The organism is Rahnella sp. CFA14(1/10) (assembly GCF_004195095.1).
Classification (GTDB): domain Bacteria; phylum Pseudomonadota; class Gammaproteobacteria; order Enterobacterales; family Enterobacteriaceae; genus Rahnella; species Rahnella perminowiae.
This window is the reverse complement of record NZ_SEWS01000019.1, coordinates 16,570-29,549: the sequence shown is the minus strand read 5'-3', so window position 1 is coordinate 29,549 and position 12,980 is coordinate 16,570. Positions and strand designations below refer to the sequence as shown.

The window sequence follows — 12,980 nt, the reverse complement described above, 5'->3', positions numbered from 1 at the left end:
TGTCCTCTCTTTGGTACTAAGCTTTACTTGGAGTAAAGCTCGACGATCAGGTGTTCGTTAATGTCGGAAGACAGATCAGTACGTTCAGGCATACGCTTGAACACACCTTCCATCTTGGCAGCATCAACTTCAAGCCAAGTCGGCTTTTCACGCTGTTCAGCCAACTCCAAAGCGGCCTTCACGCGAGATTGCTTTTTAGCTTTCTCACGGATGCTGACAACGTCATTCGGAGATACCTGATAAGAAGCGATGTTAACAACGCGACCGTTTACCATGATAGCTTTGTGGCTAACTAACTGGCGCGATTCCGCACGAGTAGCGCCGAAGCCCATACGATAAACTACGTTGTCCAAACGGCCTTCAAGCAGTTGCAACAGGTTTTCACCGGTGTTGCCTTTCAGGCGTGCTGCTTCTTTGTAATAGTTACGGAACTGACGCTCCAGAACACCGTAGATACGGCGAACTTTTTGCTTTTCACGTAACTGTACACCGTAGTCAGACAGACGCGGTTTACGCGCACCATGCTGACCAGGAGCTTGTTCAATTTTACACTTGGTATCGATCGCGCGAACGCCAGATTTAAGGAATAAATCTGTGCCCTCACGACGGCTAAGCTTGAGCTTAGGACCCAAATATCTTGCCATTTTCTCTCTCCAACAAACCTAAAAGCAGCGTTATACGCGACGCTTTTTCGGCGGACGACAACCGTTATGAGGGATAGGAGTCACATCAGTAATATTAGTGATGCGGAAACCAGCCGCGTTTAATGCGCGGATAGTAGACTCACGACCAGGACCAGGTCCTTTAACCATAACTTCCAGATTCTTGATACCGTATTCTTTCACTGCGTCAGCGCAGCGCTCTGCTGCAACCTGAGCTGCGAACGGAGTGGATTTACGAGAACCACGGAAACCGGAACCACCAGCTGTTGCCCAACCCAAAGCATTACCCTGACGATCGGTAATGGTAACAATGGTGTTGTTGAAAGAAGCATGGATATGAGCCACGCCGTCAGAGACTTGTTTTCTTACACGTTTACGTGTACGAACAGGTGCCTTTGCCATTTATTCAATCACCCCGATTATTTCTTGATCGGTTTACGCGGACCCTTACGGGTACGTGCGTTAGTCTTGGTACGCTGACCGCGCACTGGAAGACCACGACGATGACGCAAACCACGATAAGTTCCAAGGTCCATAAGACGCTTGATGCTCAGGGTGACTTCACGACGCAGATCACCTTCAACAATGAACTTGGCAACTTCGTCACGCAGTTTTTCGATTTGCTCTTCAGACAGCTCACTGATCTTAACATTTTCAGCAATACCGGATGCAGCACAGATAGACTGTGAGCGGGTTTTGCCGATGCCGTAGATCGAAGTTAATGCGATCACGGTATGTTTCTGATCAGGAATGTTAATGCCTGCTATACGGGCCACTATGCACTCCTACTATTTATATACGGCAACACCATTCTGAAAAGCCCGTTTTCAGGATACTCAAATAGTATTGCTGCTTACATACAAAAGATTGGCTGGCTAATCTAGCCAGCTCAACCCAACTTTGCAAGAAAAATATGCGAGATAATCAGCCTTGACGCTGTTTATGCTTCGGTTCTGCGCTGCAGATTACGCGAACGATACCGTTACGCTTAACAATTTTGCAGTTACGACATAATTTCTTGACGGAAGCACGAACTTTCATTTTTACTCTCCGTAACTTCGCAAACTCACCAGATTAGCGGTTGTAGCCTTTCAGGTTTGCTTTCTTCAATGCAGACTCGTACTGACTTGACATCATCAGAGTTTGCACTTGAGCCATAAAGTCCATGATAACGACGACTACGATCAGTAGAGAAGTACCACCAAAATAGAATGGAACTTTCATCGCGTCACGCATGAACTCCGGGATAAGGCAGATGAAAGTAATATACATTGCACCAATTAAGGTTAAACGAGTCATTACTTTATCGATGTACTTCGCCGTTTGCTCTCCCGGACGAATTCCTGGTACAAATGCACCGGACTTCTTCAGGTTATCTGCTGTCTCCCGCGGGTTGAACACCAACGCAGTATAAAAGAAACAGAAGAAGATGATTGCAGTCGCATAGAGTAACACATAAAGCGGTTGTCCAGGCTGCAAATACAGCGAAATCGTAGTCAGCCAGTTCCAACCAGTCCCGCCCCCAAACCATGATGCAATCGTGGCAGGGAACAGAATAATGCTGGAAGCGAAGATCGCTGGGATTACCCCGGCCATATTCACTTTCAACGGTAAGTGCGTGCTCTGTGCTGCATAGACACGACGACCTTGTTGGCGCTTAGCATAGTTAACGACGATACGACGTTGACCACGTTCAACAAACACCACAAAGAAAGTCACTGCAAACACTAAAACTGCAACCAACAGCAACAGGAGGAAGTGCAGGTCGCCTTGCCGAGCTTGTTCGATAGTATGTGCAATCGCTGGCGGGAGACCCGCTACGATACCTGCAAAGATTATGATTGAAATACCGTTACCGATACCTCGTTCAGTAATCTGCTCCCCCAGCCACATCAGGAACATTGTCCCAGTCACCAAGCTCACAACTGCAGTAAAGTAGAACGCAAAGCCTGGATTTAACACCAAGCCCTGCATACCAGGCATATTCGGCAGACCGGTAGCAATACCGATCGACTGAAACACTGCCAATACCAGCGTACCGTAACGAGTGTACTGGCTAATCTTACGACGGCCAGCCTCTCCTTCTTTCTTTATTTCTGCTAAAGCTGGATGAACCACCGTTAACAGCTGGATAATGATCGATGCCGAAATGTACGGCATGATCCCCAGAGCAAAGATTGAAGCACGGCTAAGGGCACCACCAGAGAACATGTTAAACATTTCAATGATGGTACCTCTTTGCTGCTCGAGCAATTTGGCAAGTACAGTGGCATCAATACCAGGGATCGGAATAAAAGAGCCGATACGGAAAACAATCAGCGCACCGATAACAAACAAAAGTCTGCGCTTCAGTTCGCCTAGTCCACCCTTGGCACTTTGAAAATCTAATCCCGGTTGCTTAGCCATCTGCTACTTATTCCTCAATTTTACCGCCAGCAGCTTCGATAGCAACACGAGCGCCTTTGGTGACACGCAAACCACGCAGAGTTACCGCACGACCGACTTCGCCAGAAAGGATTACTTTCGCGAACTCGATCTGGATACCAACCACGTTAGCGGCTTTCAGCGCGTTCAGGTCGATCACGTCGCCTTCCACCAGAGCCAGTTCAGACAGACGAACTTCTGCCGTGATCATAGCTTTGCGGGAGGTGAAGCCGAATTTCGGCAAACGACGATATAAAGGCATCTGACCACCTTCAAAACCACGACGTACGCCACCACCAGAACGTGAGTTCTGACCTTTGTGACCACGACCGCCGGTTTTACCCAGGCCAGAACCAATACCACGACCTACACGCCTTGGCGCTTGTTTGGCACCATCAGCCGGAGACAGAGTATTTAAACGCATCTCTTACTCCTCAACCTTAACCATGTAGGAAACCAGGTTGATCATACCGCGTACAGCAGGAGTATCCTCACGCTCAACGGTGTGACCAATGCGACGCAGACCCAGGCCCAGCAGAGTAGCTTTATGCTTCGGCAGACGGCCAATGGAACTGCGAGTTTGTGTAACTTTAATAGTCTTTGCCATGGTTAATTACCCCAGAATTTCTTCAACGGATTTACCACGCTTGGCAGCGACCATTTGTGGGGATTTCATATTTGCCAAAGCATCGATAGTTGCACGAACCACGTTGATCGGGTTGGTAGAACCATAAGCTTTAGCCAATACGTTATGAACCCCTGCAACTTCCAGGACGGCGCGCATTGCACCACCGGCGATAATACCGGTACCTTCGGAAGCCGGCTGCATGAACACACGGGAACCCGTATGAGCACCTTTAACAGGATGCTGCAGGGTGCCGCTATTCAGCGCGACATTCATCATGTTGCGACGGGCTTTTTCCATCGCTTTCTGGATCGCTGCCGGAACTTCGCGTGCTTTGCCGTAGCCAAAACCAACGCGACCGTTACCATCACCAACTACTGTCAGTGCGGTAAAGCTGAAGATACGGCCACCTTTTACGGTTTTAGATACGCGGTTTACCGCGATCAGCTTTTCCTGCAGTTCGCCAGCTTGTTTTTCGATGTGAGCCATCTTAAACCTCTTCCTTAGAACTGAAGGCCAGCTTCACGGGCAGCATCTGCCAGTGCCTGGACTCGACCATGATATTGGAAACCGGAACGGTCAAAGGATACTTTCGTGATCCCTTTTTCCAATGCGCGTTCTGCGATAGCTTTACCTACAGCAGTGGCAGCATCTTTGTTGCCGGTATACTTCAGTTGCTCAGTGATAGTTTTTTCTACAGTAGATGCAGCAACTATTACTTCAGAACCGTTTGGTGCGATGACCTGTGCGTAAATATGACGCGGGGTACGATGTACCACCAGACGAGTCGCACCCAATTCTTTGAGCTTGCGGCGTGCGCGGGTCGCACGACGGATACGAGCAGATTTCTTATCCATAGTGTTACCTTACTTCTTCTTAGCCTCTTTGGTACGCACGACTTCGTCGGCGTAACGGACACCCTTGCCTTTATAAGGCTCAGGACGACGGTAGGCACGTAAATCCGCAGCAACCTGACCAATAACCTGTTTATCAGCGCCTTTCAGCACGATTTCAGTTTGGGTCGGACATTCTGCAGTGATGCCTTCCGGCAGTTGATGATCGACCGGGTGAGAGAAGCCTAAGGCTAAATTCACCACGTTGCCTTTAACAGCAGCACGATAACCAACACCTACCAGTTGAAGCTTTTTAGTGAAGCCGTCGGTAACACCTATAACCATAGAGTTCAACAGTGCACGAGTGGTACCCGCTTGGGCCCAACCGTTTACAGAGCCTTCGCGCGGAGCGAAAGTCAGTGTATTTTCTTCCTGTTTAACTACAACAGCGTCATGGATAGTACGTGACAGCTCGCCGTTTTTACCCTTAATCGAAATAACCTGACCGTTGAGTTTTACCTCTACGCCGGCAGGAATGACGACGGGTGCTTTTGCAACACGAGACATTCTTTCCTCCCAATTAAGCTACGTAGCAGATAATCTCGCCACCAAGACCAGCTTGGCGAGCTGCACGATCAGTCATAACACCTTTAGAGGTAGAAATAACAGCGATACCCATACCGGCCATAACTTTTGGCAGCTCATCTTTTTTCTTATAGATGCGCAGGCCTGGACGGCTGATACGTTGAATGCTTTCTACCACTGCCTTACCCTGGAAGTACTTCAGTACTAATTCCAGTTCAGGTTTGGCGTCGCCTTCGATTTTAAATTCTTCAATGTAGCCTTCTTCCTTCAGCACGTTGGCAATAGCCACTTTCAGCTTGGAGGAAGGCATGGTGACCGCAACTTTGTTCGCGGCTTGACCGTTACGGATACGGGTCAGCATATCCGCGATCGGATCTTGCATGCTCATCTGTCTTTACTCCCGTGATTCAATTGGTGACAATTACCAGCTAGCCTTCTTAAGACCCGGAATTTCACCGCGCATAGCGGCTTCACGGACCTTAATACGGCTCAACCCGAACTTCCGCAGGAAAGCATGCGGACGACCAGTTTGACGGCAGCGGTTACGCTGACGAGACGGGCTGGAATCACGCGGCAGAGACTGCAGCTTAAGAACTGCATCCCAACGATCTTCGTCGGATGAGTTCACACCAGAGATAATAGCTTTCAATTCCTCGCGTTTAGCGCGGTATTTATCAGCCAGTTTTACGCGAACGACTTCGCGTGCTTTCATGGATTGCTTAGCCATTAGTAACCCTGCCTTACTTGCGGAACGGGAAGTTAAAGGCTGTCAGCAATGCACGGCCTTCATCATCGGATTTCGCAGTAGTGGTGATAGTAATATCTAAACCACGAACGCGATCGACTTTATCATAATCGATTTCCGGGAAGATGATCTGTTCACGCACGCCCATGCTGTAGTTACCACGACCATCGAAAGACTTAGCAGACAAGCCGCGGAAGTCACGAATACGTGGAACAGCAATGGAGACCAGACGCTCAAAGAACTCCCACATGCGTTCGCCGCGGAGGGTTACTTTACAGCCGATCGGATAGCCCTGACGAATTTTGAAGCCTGCAACTGATTTGCGTGCTTTGGTGATCAACGGCTTTTGACCGGAGATTGCTGCCAGGTCAGCTGCTGCGTTATCCAGCAGTTTCTTGTCAGCGATCGCTTCACCAACACCCATGTTCAGGGTGATCTTCTCGACCCGAGGGACTTGCATGACAGAATTGTAACCAAACTCAGTCATGAGTTTTTTTACGACATCGTCTTTGTAGTAATCATGCAGTTTCGCCATCGTACTACTCCAAATTACTTGATAGTTTCGCTGTTAGATTTGAAGAAACGGACTTTTTTGCCGTCTTCGAATCTAAAGCCTACACGGTCCGCCTTGCCAGTAGCCGTGTTGAAGAGAGCAACGTTAGAAACCGGAATTGCAGCTTCTTTTTCAACGATGCCGCCTGGTTGATTCAGGGCCGGTACAGGCTTCTGATGTTTCTTAACCAGGTTGATACCTTCAACAATGACCTTGCCAGAAGACAGGACATTTTTTACTTTACCGCGCTTACCTTTATCTTTACCGGTAAGCAGGATAACTTCGTCATCACGACGGATTTTCGCTGCCATGGTTCGCTCCTTAGAGTACTTCTGGTGCCAGAGAGATAATTTTCATGAACTTCTCATTACGCAGTTCACGAGTTACCGGCCCAAAAATACGCGTGCCGATTGGCTGCTCGCTGTTATTGTTTAAAATAACGCATGCATTACCATCGAAGCGAATGACAGAACCGTCCGGGCGACGAACACCCTTCTTGGTGCGCACCACTACCGCCTTCAGCACATCGCCTTTCTTCACCTTACCGCGAGGAATTGCTTCCTTGATGGTAATTTTGATGATGTCGCCGACGCCTGCGTAGCGACGGTGCGAGCCACCTAGAACCTTGATACACATTACGCGACGTGCACCGGAGTTGTCGGCCACGGTCAGCATAGTCTGTTCTTGGATCATGTTAGTGCTCCGCTAATGTCAACTACAACTTTAGGACCCAGGATAGGTCATTAAGAAATCCCCACAATATGAGGGCGCGGCATTATAACACCGGTTCCCGATTATGGGTAGAAAAAATAAACGGCCCACGTACATGAGCCGTTTATCTATTTTTGAGAGGCGCTACTGTATTACAGAATCGCTTTCTCTACAACGCGAACCAAGGTCCAAGACTTAGTCTTAGACAGTGGACGGCATTCGCTGATTTCCACAACGTCGCCGATACCACATTCATTGTTCTCGTCATGTACGTGCAATTTAGTCGTACGTTTGATGAACTTACCGTAGATCGGGTGTTTCACCACGCGTTCAATCGCAACAACAATGGATTTTTCCATTTTGTTACTGATTACACGACCCTGCAGAGTACGGATCTTGTCAGTCATTACGCACCCGCCTTTTCAGTCAGTAAAGTTTTCACACGTGCAACATCACGACGCACTTGTTTCAACAGGTGTGTTTGCTGCAACTGACCGCTTGCCGTTTGCATGCGCAGGTTAAACTGCTCACGCAAAAGGTTCAGCAACTCAGTGTTCAGCTCTTCCACGCTTTTTTCGCGCAGCTCTTGTGCTTTCATTACATCACCGTCTTAGTTACAAAGGTGGTTTTGATAGGCAGTTTGGCTGCTGCCAGCTGGAAGGCTTCACGAGCCAGCTCTTCAGGCACACCGTCCATTTCGTACAGGACTTTACCAGGCTGGATCAAAGCAACCCAATACTCTACGTTGCCTTTACCTTTACCCATACGAACTTCGAGCGGTTTCTCGGTGATCGGTTTGTCCGGGAATACTCGGATCCAGATCTTACCTTGACGCTTAACTGCACGGGTCATCGCACGACGTGCTGCTTCAATTTGACGAGCAGTCAGACGACCACGGCCAACAGCTTTCAGACCGTAAGTGCCGAAGCTCACATCCGTACCTTGCGCAAGACCACGGTTGCGGCCCTTGTGCACCTTACGGAATTTTGTACGCTTTGGTTGTAACATCAGCGACTCTCCTTACTTGCGGCCTTTACGCTGCTGCTTTTTAGGTTGAGCAGCCGGTTCCGGTTGTTCAACTGCAGCCATACCACCCAGGATCTCACCTTTGAAGATCCATACCTTAACGCCGATTACACCGTAAGTGGTGTGCGCTTCAGATGTGTTGTAATCGATATCCGCACGCAGAGTGTGCAACGGAACACGACCTTCACGGTACCATTCAGTACGCGCGATTTCAGCACCGCCAAGGCGGCCGCTTACTTCAACTTTGATACCTTTAGCGCCAAGACGCATTGCGTTCTGTACTGCACGCTTCATAGCACGACGGAACATAACGCGACGTTCCAGCTGTGAAGTGATGCTGTCAGCAACCAATTTTGCGTCCAGTTCCGGTTTACGGACTTCGGCGATGTTAATCTGCGCAGGAACGCCAGCGATATCCGCTACGACCTTACGCAGTTTTTCGACATCTTCGCCTTTCTTGCCGATAACGATGCCAGGACGAGCAGTGTGGATAGTCACACGGATGCTCTTCGCCGGACGCTCGATAACGATGCGAGAAACGGAAGCTTTCGCCAATTCCTTAGTCAGGAATTGACGAACTTTAAAGTCGCCGTCCAGGTTGTCAGCGAAATCTTTGGTATTTGCATACCAAGTAGAGTTCCAAGGTTTGACAATACCCAGTCGAATACCATTAGGATGTACTTTCTGACCCATTGCTAGTCTCCAGAGTCTCAGCGATCGGACACAACCACAGTAATGTGGCTGGTGCGCTTCAGAATGCGATCTGCACGACCTTTAGCACGCGGCATAATGCGCTTCATGCTTGGGCCTTCGTCTACGAAAATCTTCGTGACTTTCAGATCATCGATGTCAGCGCCATCGTTGTGTTCTGCGTTAGCAATGGCAGACTCCAGCACCTTCTTAACCAGACCAGCAGCTTTCTTGTTGGTGTAGGCCAGAGTTTCCAGAGCTTGCGACACTTTCTTACCGCGAATCAGGTCAGCAACAAGGCGAACCTTCTGAGCAGAAGAACGAGCGTGGCGATGTTTAGCGATAGTTTCCATCTCTTCCTCCTACCTTAGCGCTTTTTAGCTTTTTTATCAGCCGCATGGCCGCGATAAGTACGAGTCGGCGCGAATTCACCCAGTTTGTGACCGACCATTTCATCGGAAACAAATACTGGTACGTGCTGACGACCATTATGGACAGCGATGGTCAAACCGATCATGTTAGGAAAGATCGTTGAACGACGGGACCAAGTGCGCAAAGGCTTCTTGTCACCGCTTTCCACCGCTTTCTCTACCTTCTTCAGCAAGTGCAGGTCAATAAAAGGACCTTTCTTGAGAGAACGTGGCATGGCTTATCCTCTAATTATTTTTTGCTACGGCGACGTACAATGAATTTATCAGTACGCTTGTTGCTACGGGTCTTCTTACCTTTGGTTTGAACGCCCCACGGAGTTACCGGGTGCTTACCAAAGTTACGACCTTCACCACCACCGTGTGGGTGATCGACTGGGTTCATCGCAGTACCGCGAACGGTAGGACGAATACCACGCCAACGAGCAGCACCTGCTTTACCCAGAACGCGAAGCATGTGTTCAGAGTTACCGACTTCACCTAAGGTGGCGCGGCAATCAATCTGAACTTTACGCATTTCGCCAGAGCGCAGACGCAGAGTTACGTAGGAACCGTCACGAGCAACGATCTGAACGTAGGCACCGGCTGAACGAGCCATCTGGCCGCCTTTACCTGGTTTCATTTCTACGTTATGAACCGTTGAACCTACTGGGATGTTGCGCATAGGCAGAGTGTTACCTGTCTTGATTGCAGCATCAACACCAGATTGGATCTGGTCACCCACTTTCAGGCCTTTCGGCGCCAGGATGTAACGGCGTTCGCCGTCTTTGTACAGAACCAGCGCGATATTCGCGGAACGGTTCGGATCGTACTCCAGACGCTCAACCACTGCAGCGATACCATCTTTGTTGCGTTTGAAGTCAACCAGACGATAATGCTGTTTGTGGCCACCACCGATATGACGGGTGGTGATACGGCCATTGTTGTTACGGCCACCGCTTTTGCTCAGTTTTTCAAGCAGCGGAGCATAAGGTTTACCCTTGTGCAGCTCAGGGTTAACCACTTTAACAACGTGGCGACGACCCGGAGATGTAGGTTTACATTTAACAATTGCCATTGTTCTTACTCCTCCGACTTACTCAGCGCCGCTGATGAAGTCCAGATTCTGGCCTTCTTTCAGGGTTACGTAAGCTTTTTTCCAGTCGCTACGACGACCAACACGCTGACCGTGACGTTTAACTTTGCCTTTAACCAGCAAAGTGTTCACATCTTCGACTTCGACTTCAAACAGTTTCGAAACCGCAGCTTTGATTTCCGCTTTAGTCGCGTCTTTGGCAACTTTGAGAACGATGGTGTTGTTCTTTTCCATCGCAGTAGACGCTTTTTCAGAAACGTGCGGCGCGCGCAGCACTTTCAGCAGACGTTCTTCACGAATCATGCCAGCATCTCCTCAACTTGCTTCACAGCGTCAGCAGTCATAACTACTTTGTCGAAGGCGATCAGGCTTACTGGATCGATACCTGCTACATCGCGAACGTCAACCTTGTACAGGTTACGTGCGGCCAGGAACAGATTCTCGTCGACTTCGCCAGTTACAATCAGCACGTCTTCCAGAGCCATGTCTTTCAGTTTCTGTGCCAGCAGCTTAGTTTTAGGCGCTTCTACAGAGAACGTCTCGACAACGATCAAACGATCTTGACGTACCAGTTCGGACAGAATGCTTTTCAGCGCGCCGCGGTACATCTTTTTATTTACTTTTTGACTGTGGTCCTGTGGCTTTGCAGCGAAGGTTACACCACCGGAACGCCAGATCGGGCTCTTAACAGAACCTGAACGCGCACGGCCAGTACCTTTCTGACGCCAAGGTTTTTTACCGGAACCGGTTACTTCAGCACGGGTCTTCTGAGCGCGAGTACCTTGACGGGCACCTGCTGCATAAGCAACAACGACCTGGTGTACCAGCGCTTCATTGAAATCACGCCCGAAGGTAGTTTCGGAAACAGTCAGCGCGCTCTGCGCGTCTTTCACTACTAATTCCATTCCTATCTCCTCGACGTTAAGCCTTAACAGCAGGTTTAACGATCAGGTTGCCACCGGTAGCACCCGGAACAGCACCCTTGACCAGCAGCAGGTTGCGCTCAGCGTCAACACGTACTACGTCCAGGCTTTGAACGGTTACACGCTCGTTACCCAGTTGGCCTGCCATTTTCTTGCCTTTGAACACTTTGCCCGGAGTCTGGTTCTGACCGATAGAACCCGGAACACGGTGAGACAAGGAGTTACCATGGGTAGCGTCTTGGGTACGGAAATTCCAGCGCTTAACTGTGCCAGCAAAACCTTTACCTTTAGAAGTACCGGTAACATCAACTTTCTTAACGTCTGCGAAAATTTCAACGCTAATGTTCTGACCTGCAGTAAATTCTTCACCTTCTGCAAGGCGGAATTCCCACAGACCGCGGCCAGCTTCTACGCCAGCTTTAGCGAAGTGACCCGCTTCTGGTTTGGTTACACGGTTAGCTTTTTTGCTACCAGTAGTAACCTGTACAGCGCGGTAACCGTCGTTGTCCAGGTCTTTGACCTGAGTAACGCGGTTTGCTTCAATTTCGATAACGGTTACAGGGATAGAAACGCCATCTTCAGTGAAGATACGAGTCATACCCACTTTCTTACCGACTAAACCAATCATTGTTTCAACCTCTCAATCGCTCAATGACCCTGATTAACCCAGGCTGATCTGCACGTCTACACCAGCAGCCAGATCCAGACGCATCAGAGCATCAACGGTTTTCTCGGTTGGCTCAACGATGTCAACCAGACGCTTGTGAGTGCGAATTTCATACTGATCGCGCGCATCTTTATTGACGTGCGGAGAAATCAGAATGGTAAAGCGCTCTTTGCGGGTCGGCAGCGGGATTGGACCACGAACTTGCGCACCAGTGCGCTTCGCAGTCTCAACGATTTCCGCAGTTGATTGATCGATCAGACGATGATCAAACGCTTTCAGGCGGATACGGATTCTTTGGTTCTGCATGAGACCAGAGCTCCAATTATTTTAAACGTAAATAATTACTCCTCAAACCCATTTCGATTGATGGGAGAGTGTAATCGTTCTTCACATAACCCCCATATCGGGAGTATTGTTGACCGGCAAGTAAACTTATCGGCCATCTGATTCTCATTGAATCAGACCTACCAAGATTAGGTAAGCCCGCGCATTATACTTAAACACCCGCAAGAAGCAATCTGAACTATAAAGAAAATGCTTTTATTTTGCGCTCTTCTCTTCTTGCTGCTGCTCCTGCATTGCTTTTTTCAGCCATTCTTGTAAGGGCATGTCAGGGCTTCCCTCCTCTAACTTGATGATTTGACTCTCATCACTTTCATCTGGCGGCGCCCCTTCCTGAGACTCAGTCTCCATAGATGAAGTTTCTTCAGGCAGTTCTTCCTCCGCATTTGCGTTGTCATCTGTATAGGCAGTCTGGCTAACAGCAGGCAGTGCTTTGTTCTTATAAATGTAATGCAACGGAGATTGATGATAAGGAAGAGGGGAATCTTCACTGATTTCTATACGGTGGCTTTGCCAGTTAAGGTAACTTATATGAAGATAAGTCCCGGCCACCGCGCCAGCCAACAAACATAGGCTACTTAGCATCAGGCAATACACGTTTTTTCTGAGCGGACGATGGACCGTCACCTTCACCTTTTGTTTGTTTAAATGGCTTGTGTAAGCCGATAAATGAATATTTTGCATTTTTATT

27 protein-coding genes are annotated in these 12,980 nt (G+C 49.0%); all 27 read right to left on the bottom strand.

Annotation, left to right across the window (positions count from 1 at the left end):
• Positions 1–23: 23 nt before the first annotated feature.
• The 27 genes from rpsD to EVX52_RS24625 all read right to left on the bottom strand — a co-directional run bounded on the left by rpsD (position 24) and on the right by EVX52_RS24625 (position 12,973).
• Complete coding sequence (gene rpsD / locus EVX52_RS24755; RefSeq protein ID WP_014333606.1) at positions 24–644, bottom strand: 30S ribosomal protein S4; 621 nt, start codon at positions 642–644, stop codon at positions 24–26.
• 30 nt (positions 645–674) lie between these two features.
• Positions 675–1,064: a 30S ribosomal protein S11 gene (gene rpsK, locus EVX52_RS24750; RefSeq protein WP_004929731.1), complete on the bottom strand. Its 390-nt coding sequence runs from the start codon at positions 1,062–1,064 to the stop codon at positions 675–677.
• 17 nt (positions 1,065–1,081) lie between these two features.
• Positions 1,082–1,438, bottom strand: a complete 357-nt coding sequence (gene rpsM / locus EVX52_RS24745) for a 30S ribosomal protein S13 (RefSeq protein ID WP_013573704.1) — start codon at positions 1,436–1,438, stop codon at positions 1,082–1,084.
• A gap of 148 nt (positions 1,439–1,586) precedes the next feature.
• Positions 1,587–1,703: a 50S ribosomal protein L36 gene (gene rpmJ, locus EVX52_RS24740; protein WP_012768118.1), complete on the bottom strand. Its 117-nt coding sequence runs from the start codon at positions 1,701–1,703 to the stop codon at positions 1,587–1,589.
• Positions 1,704–1,736: 33 nt separating this feature from the next.
• Positions 1,737–3,068, bottom strand: coding sequence for a preprotein translocase subunit SecY (gene secY / locus EVX52_RS24735; protein ID WP_013573703.1), 1,332 nt, complete (start codon positions 3,066–3,068; stop codon positions 1,737–1,739).
• Positions 3,069–3,075: 7 nt separating this feature from the next.
• Positions 3,076–3,510, bottom strand: coding sequence for a 50S ribosomal protein L15 (gene rplO / locus EVX52_RS24730; RefSeq protein ID WP_013573702.1), 435 nt, complete (start codon positions 3,508–3,510; stop codon positions 3,076–3,078).
• A gap of 3 nt (positions 3,511–3,513) precedes the next feature.
• The gene (gene rpmD, locus EVX52_RS24725) at positions 3,514–3,693 is read right to left on the bottom strand and encodes a 50S ribosomal protein L30 (protein ID WP_013573701.1); all 180 of its coding nucleotides are present in this window, start codon (positions 3,691–3,693) and stop codon (positions 3,514–3,516) included.
• Between the two features lie 6 nt (positions 3,694–3,699).
• A complete protein-coding gene (gene rpsE / locus EVX52_RS24720) occupies positions 3,700–4,200 on the bottom strand; it encodes a 30S ribosomal protein S5 (protein WP_013573700.1) in 501 nt (166 codons plus the stop codon).
• Positions 4,201–4,214: 14 nt separating this feature from the next.
• Positions 4,215–4,568 carry a 50S ribosomal protein L18 gene (rplR, locus tag EVX52_RS24715; RefSeq protein WP_013573699.1) on the bottom strand — a complete coding sequence of 118 codons (354 nt, stop codon included), beginning with the start codon at positions 4,566–4,568 and terminating at the stop codon, positions 4,215–4,217.
• A gap of 9 nt (positions 4,569–4,577) precedes the next feature.
• A complete protein-coding gene (gene rplF, locus EVX52_RS24710; RefSeq protein ID WP_129955648.1) occupies positions 4,578–5,111 on the bottom strand; it encodes a 50S ribosomal protein L6 in 534 nt (177 codons plus the stop codon).
• 13 nt (positions 5,112–5,124) lie between these two features.
• Positions 5,125–5,517: a 30S ribosomal protein S8 gene (gene rpsH, locus EVX52_RS24705; RefSeq protein WP_013573697.1), complete on the bottom strand. Its 393-nt coding sequence runs from the start codon at positions 5,515–5,517 to the stop codon at positions 5,125–5,127.
• 33 nt (positions 5,518–5,550) lie between these two features.
• On the bottom strand, positions 5,551–5,856 hold the full coding sequence (gene rpsN / locus EVX52_RS24700; RefSeq protein ID WP_013573696.1) for a 30S ribosomal protein S14: 306 nt from the start codon (positions 5,854–5,856) through the stop codon (positions 5,551–5,553).
• Between the two features lie 13 nt (positions 5,857–5,869).
• The gene (gene rplE / locus EVX52_RS24695) at positions 5,870–6,409 is read right to left on the bottom strand and encodes a 50S ribosomal protein L5 (protein ID WP_129955647.1); all 540 of its coding nucleotides are present in this window, start codon (positions 6,407–6,409) and stop codon (positions 5,870–5,872) included.
• 14 nt (positions 6,410–6,423) lie between these two features.
• Positions 6,424–6,738: a 50S ribosomal protein L24 gene (gene rplX, locus EVX52_RS24690; RefSeq protein ID WP_095923752.1), complete on the bottom strand. Its 315-nt coding sequence runs from the start codon at positions 6,736–6,738 to the stop codon at positions 6,424–6,426.
• A 10-nt stretch (positions 6,739–6,748) separates the two neighbouring features.
• A complete protein-coding gene (gene rplN / locus EVX52_RS24685) occupies positions 6,749–7,120 on the bottom strand; it encodes a 50S ribosomal protein L14 (RefSeq protein ID WP_008457164.1) in 372 nt (123 codons plus the stop codon).
• A gap of 170 nt (positions 7,121–7,290) precedes the next feature.
• Complete coding sequence (gene rpsQ, locus EVX52_RS24680; protein ID WP_013573693.1) at positions 7,291–7,545, bottom strand: 30S ribosomal protein S17; 255 nt, start codon at positions 7,543–7,545, stop codon at positions 7,291–7,293.
• Positions 7,545–7,736, bottom strand: coding sequence for a 50S ribosomal protein L29 (gene rpmC, locus EVX52_RS24675; RefSeq protein WP_013573692.1), 192 nt, complete (start codon positions 7,734–7,736; stop codon positions 7,545–7,547). Before rpmC ends, rpsQ begins: the two co-directional genes overlap by 1 nt.
• Entirely contained in the window at positions 7,736–8,146 is a 411-nt protein-coding gene (gene rplP, locus EVX52_RS24670; RefSeq protein ID WP_009639183.1) for a 50S ribosomal protein L16, read from the bottom strand. Before rplP ends, rpmC begins: the two co-directional genes overlap by 1 nt.
• A 12-nt stretch (positions 8,147–8,158) precedes the next feature.
• Positions 8,159–8,857, bottom strand: coding sequence for a 30S ribosomal protein S3 (rpsC, locus tag EVX52_RS24665; protein ID WP_013573691.1), 699 nt, complete (start codon positions 8,855–8,857; stop codon positions 8,159–8,161).
• Between the two features lie 17 nt (positions 8,858–8,874).
• Positions 8,875–9,207, bottom strand: a complete 333-nt coding sequence (gene rplV, locus EVX52_RS24660) for a 50S ribosomal protein L22 (RefSeq protein ID WP_004391423.1) — start codon at positions 9,205–9,207, stop codon at positions 8,875–8,877.
• Positions 9,208–9,221: 14 nt separating this feature from the next.
• Complete coding sequence (rpsS, locus tag EVX52_RS24655; RefSeq protein WP_004929772.1) at positions 9,222–9,500, bottom strand: 30S ribosomal protein S19; 279 nt, start codon at positions 9,498–9,500, stop codon at positions 9,222–9,224.
• A gap of 14 nt (positions 9,501–9,514) precedes the next feature.
• Complete coding sequence (gene rplB, locus EVX52_RS24650; RefSeq protein ID WP_112288137.1) at positions 9,515–10,339, bottom strand: 50S ribosomal protein L2; 825 nt, start codon at positions 10,337–10,339, stop codon at positions 9,515–9,517.
• An 18-nt stretch (positions 10,340–10,357) separates the two neighbouring features.
• Positions 10,358–10,660 (bottom strand): 50S ribosomal protein L23, encoded by a 303-nt coding sequence (gene rplW, locus EVX52_RS24645; protein WP_013573689.1) that lies wholly within the window; start codon positions 10,658–10,660, stop codon positions 10,358–10,360.
• Complete coding sequence (gene rplD, locus EVX52_RS24640) at positions 10,657–11,262, bottom strand: 50S ribosomal protein L4 (RefSeq protein WP_013573688.1); 606 nt, start codon at positions 11,260–11,262, stop codon at positions 10,657–10,659. Before rplD ends, rplW begins: the two co-directional genes overlap by 4 nt.
• Positions 11,263–11,278: 16 nt before the next feature.
• Positions 11,279–11,908, bottom strand: coding sequence for a 50S ribosomal protein L3 (rplC, locus tag EVX52_RS24635; RefSeq protein ID WP_013573687.1), 630 nt, complete (start codon positions 11,906–11,908; stop codon positions 11,279–11,281).
• Positions 11,909–11,941: 33 nt separating this feature from the next.
• Complete coding sequence (gene rpsJ / locus EVX52_RS24630; RefSeq protein ID WP_009639175.1) at positions 11,942–12,253, bottom strand: 30S ribosomal protein S10; 312 nt, start codon at positions 12,251–12,253, stop codon at positions 11,942–11,944.
• A gap of 234 nt (positions 12,254–12,487) precedes the next feature.
• On the bottom strand, positions 12,488–12,973 hold the full coding sequence (locus tag EVX52_RS24625; protein WP_129992333.1) for a hypothetical protein: 486 nt from the start codon (positions 12,971–12,973) through the stop codon (positions 12,488–12,490).
• Positions 12,974–12,980: the final 7 nt, after the last annotated feature.

What these genes read in the sequence shown, in the direction of transcription:
- rpsD (WP_014333606.1), bottom strand. Translation starts at nt 644, where the DNA reads ATGGCAAGATATTTGGGTCCTAAGCTCAAGCTTAGCCGTCGTGAGGGC.
- rpsK (WP_004929731.1), bottom strand. Translation starts at nt 1,064, where the DNA reads ATGGCAAAGGCACCTGTTCGTACACGTAAACGTGTAAGAAAACAAGTC.
- rpmJ (WP_012768118.1), bottom strand. Translation starts at nt 1,703, where the DNA reads ATGAAAGTTCGTGCTTCCGTCAAGAAATTATGTCGTAACTGCAAAATT.
- secY (WP_013573703.1), bottom strand. Translation starts at nt 3,068, where the DNA reads ATGGCTAAGCAACCGGGATTAGATTTTCAAAGTGCCAAGGGTGGACTA.
- rplO (WP_013573702.1), bottom strand. Translation starts at nt 3,510, where the DNA reads ATGCGTTTAAATACTCTGTCTCCGGCTGATGGTGCCAAACAAGCGCCA.
- rpmD (WP_013573701.1), bottom strand. Translation starts at nt 3,693, where the DNA reads ATGGCAAAGACTATTAAAGTTACACAAACTCGCAGTTCCATTGGCCGT.
- rpsE (WP_013573700.1), bottom strand. Translation starts at nt 4,200, where the DNA reads ATGGCTCACATCGAAAAACAAGCTGGCGAACTGCAGGAAAAGCTGATC.
- rplR (WP_013573699.1), bottom strand. Translation starts at nt 4,568, where the DNA reads ATGGATAAGAAATCTGCTCGTATCCGTCGTGCGACCCGCGCACGCCGC.
- rplF (WP_129955648.1), bottom strand. Translation starts at nt 5,111, where the DNA reads ATGTCTCGTGTTGCAAAAGCACCCGTCGTCATTCCTGCCGGCGTAGAG.
- rpsH (WP_013573697.1), bottom strand. Translation starts at nt 5,517, where the DNA reads ATGAGCATGCAAGATCCGATCGCGGATATGCTGACCCGTATCCGTAAC.
- rpsN (WP_013573696.1), bottom strand. Translation starts at nt 5,856, where the DNA reads ATGGCTAAGCAATCCATGAAAGCACGCGAAGTCGTTCGCGTAAAACTG.
- rplE (WP_129955647.1), bottom strand. Translation starts at nt 6,409, where the DNA reads ATGGCGAAACTGCATGATTACTACAAAGACGATGTCGTAAAAAAACTC.
- rplX (WP_095923752.1), bottom strand. Translation starts at nt 6,738, where the DNA reads ATGGCAGCGAAAATCCGTCGTGATGACGAAGTTATCCTGCTTACCGGT.
- rplN (WP_008457164.1), bottom strand. Translation starts at nt 7,120, where the DNA reads ATGATCCAAGAACAGACTATGCTGACCGTGGCCGACAACTCCGGTGCA.
- rpsQ (WP_013573693.1), bottom strand. Translation starts at nt 7,545, where the DNA reads ATGACTGACAAGATCCGTACTCTGCAGGGTCGTGTAATCAGTAACAAA.
- rpmC (WP_013573692.1), bottom strand. Translation starts at nt 7,736, where the DNA reads ATGAAAGCACAAGAGCTGCGCGAAAAAAGCGTGGAAGAGCTGAACACT.
- rplP (WP_009639183.1), bottom strand. Translation starts at nt 8,146, where the DNA reads ATGTTACAACCAAAGCGTACAAAATTCCGTAAGGTGCACAAGGGCCGC.
- rpsC (WP_013573691.1), bottom strand. Translation starts at nt 8,857, where the DNA reads ATGGGTCAGAAAGTACATCCTAATGGTATTCGACTGGGTATTGTCAAA.
- rplV (WP_004391423.1), bottom strand. Translation starts at nt 9,207, where the DNA reads ATGGAAACTATCGCTAAACATCGCCACGCTCGTTCTTCTGCTCAGAAG.
- rpsS (WP_004929772.1), bottom strand. Translation starts at nt 9,500, where the DNA reads ATGCCACGTTCTCTCAAGAAAGGTCCTTTTATTGACCTGCACTTGCTG.
- rplB (WP_112288137.1), bottom strand. Translation starts at nt 10,339, where the DNA reads ATGGCAATTGTTAAATGTAAACCTACATCTCCGGGTCGTCGCCACGTT.
- rplW (WP_013573689.1), bottom strand. Translation starts at nt 10,660, where the DNA reads ATGATTCGTGAAGAACGTCTGCTGAAAGTGCTGCGCGCGCCGCACGTT.
- rplD (WP_013573688.1), bottom strand. Translation starts at nt 11,262, where the DNA reads ATGGAATTAGTAGTGAAAGACGCGCAGAGCGCGCTGACTGTTTCCGAA.
- rplC (WP_013573687.1), bottom strand. Translation starts at nt 11,908, where the DNA reads ATGATTGGTTTAGTCGGTAAGAAAGTGGGTATGACTCGTATCTTCACT.
- rpsJ (WP_009639175.1), bottom strand. Translation starts at nt 12,253, where the DNA reads ATGCAGAACCAAAGAATCCGTATCCGCCTGAAAGCGTTTGATCATCGT.
- EVX52_RS24625 (WP_129992333.1), bottom strand. Translation starts at nt 12,973, where the DNA reads ATGCAAAATATTCATTTATCGGCTTACACAAGCCATTTAAACAAACAA.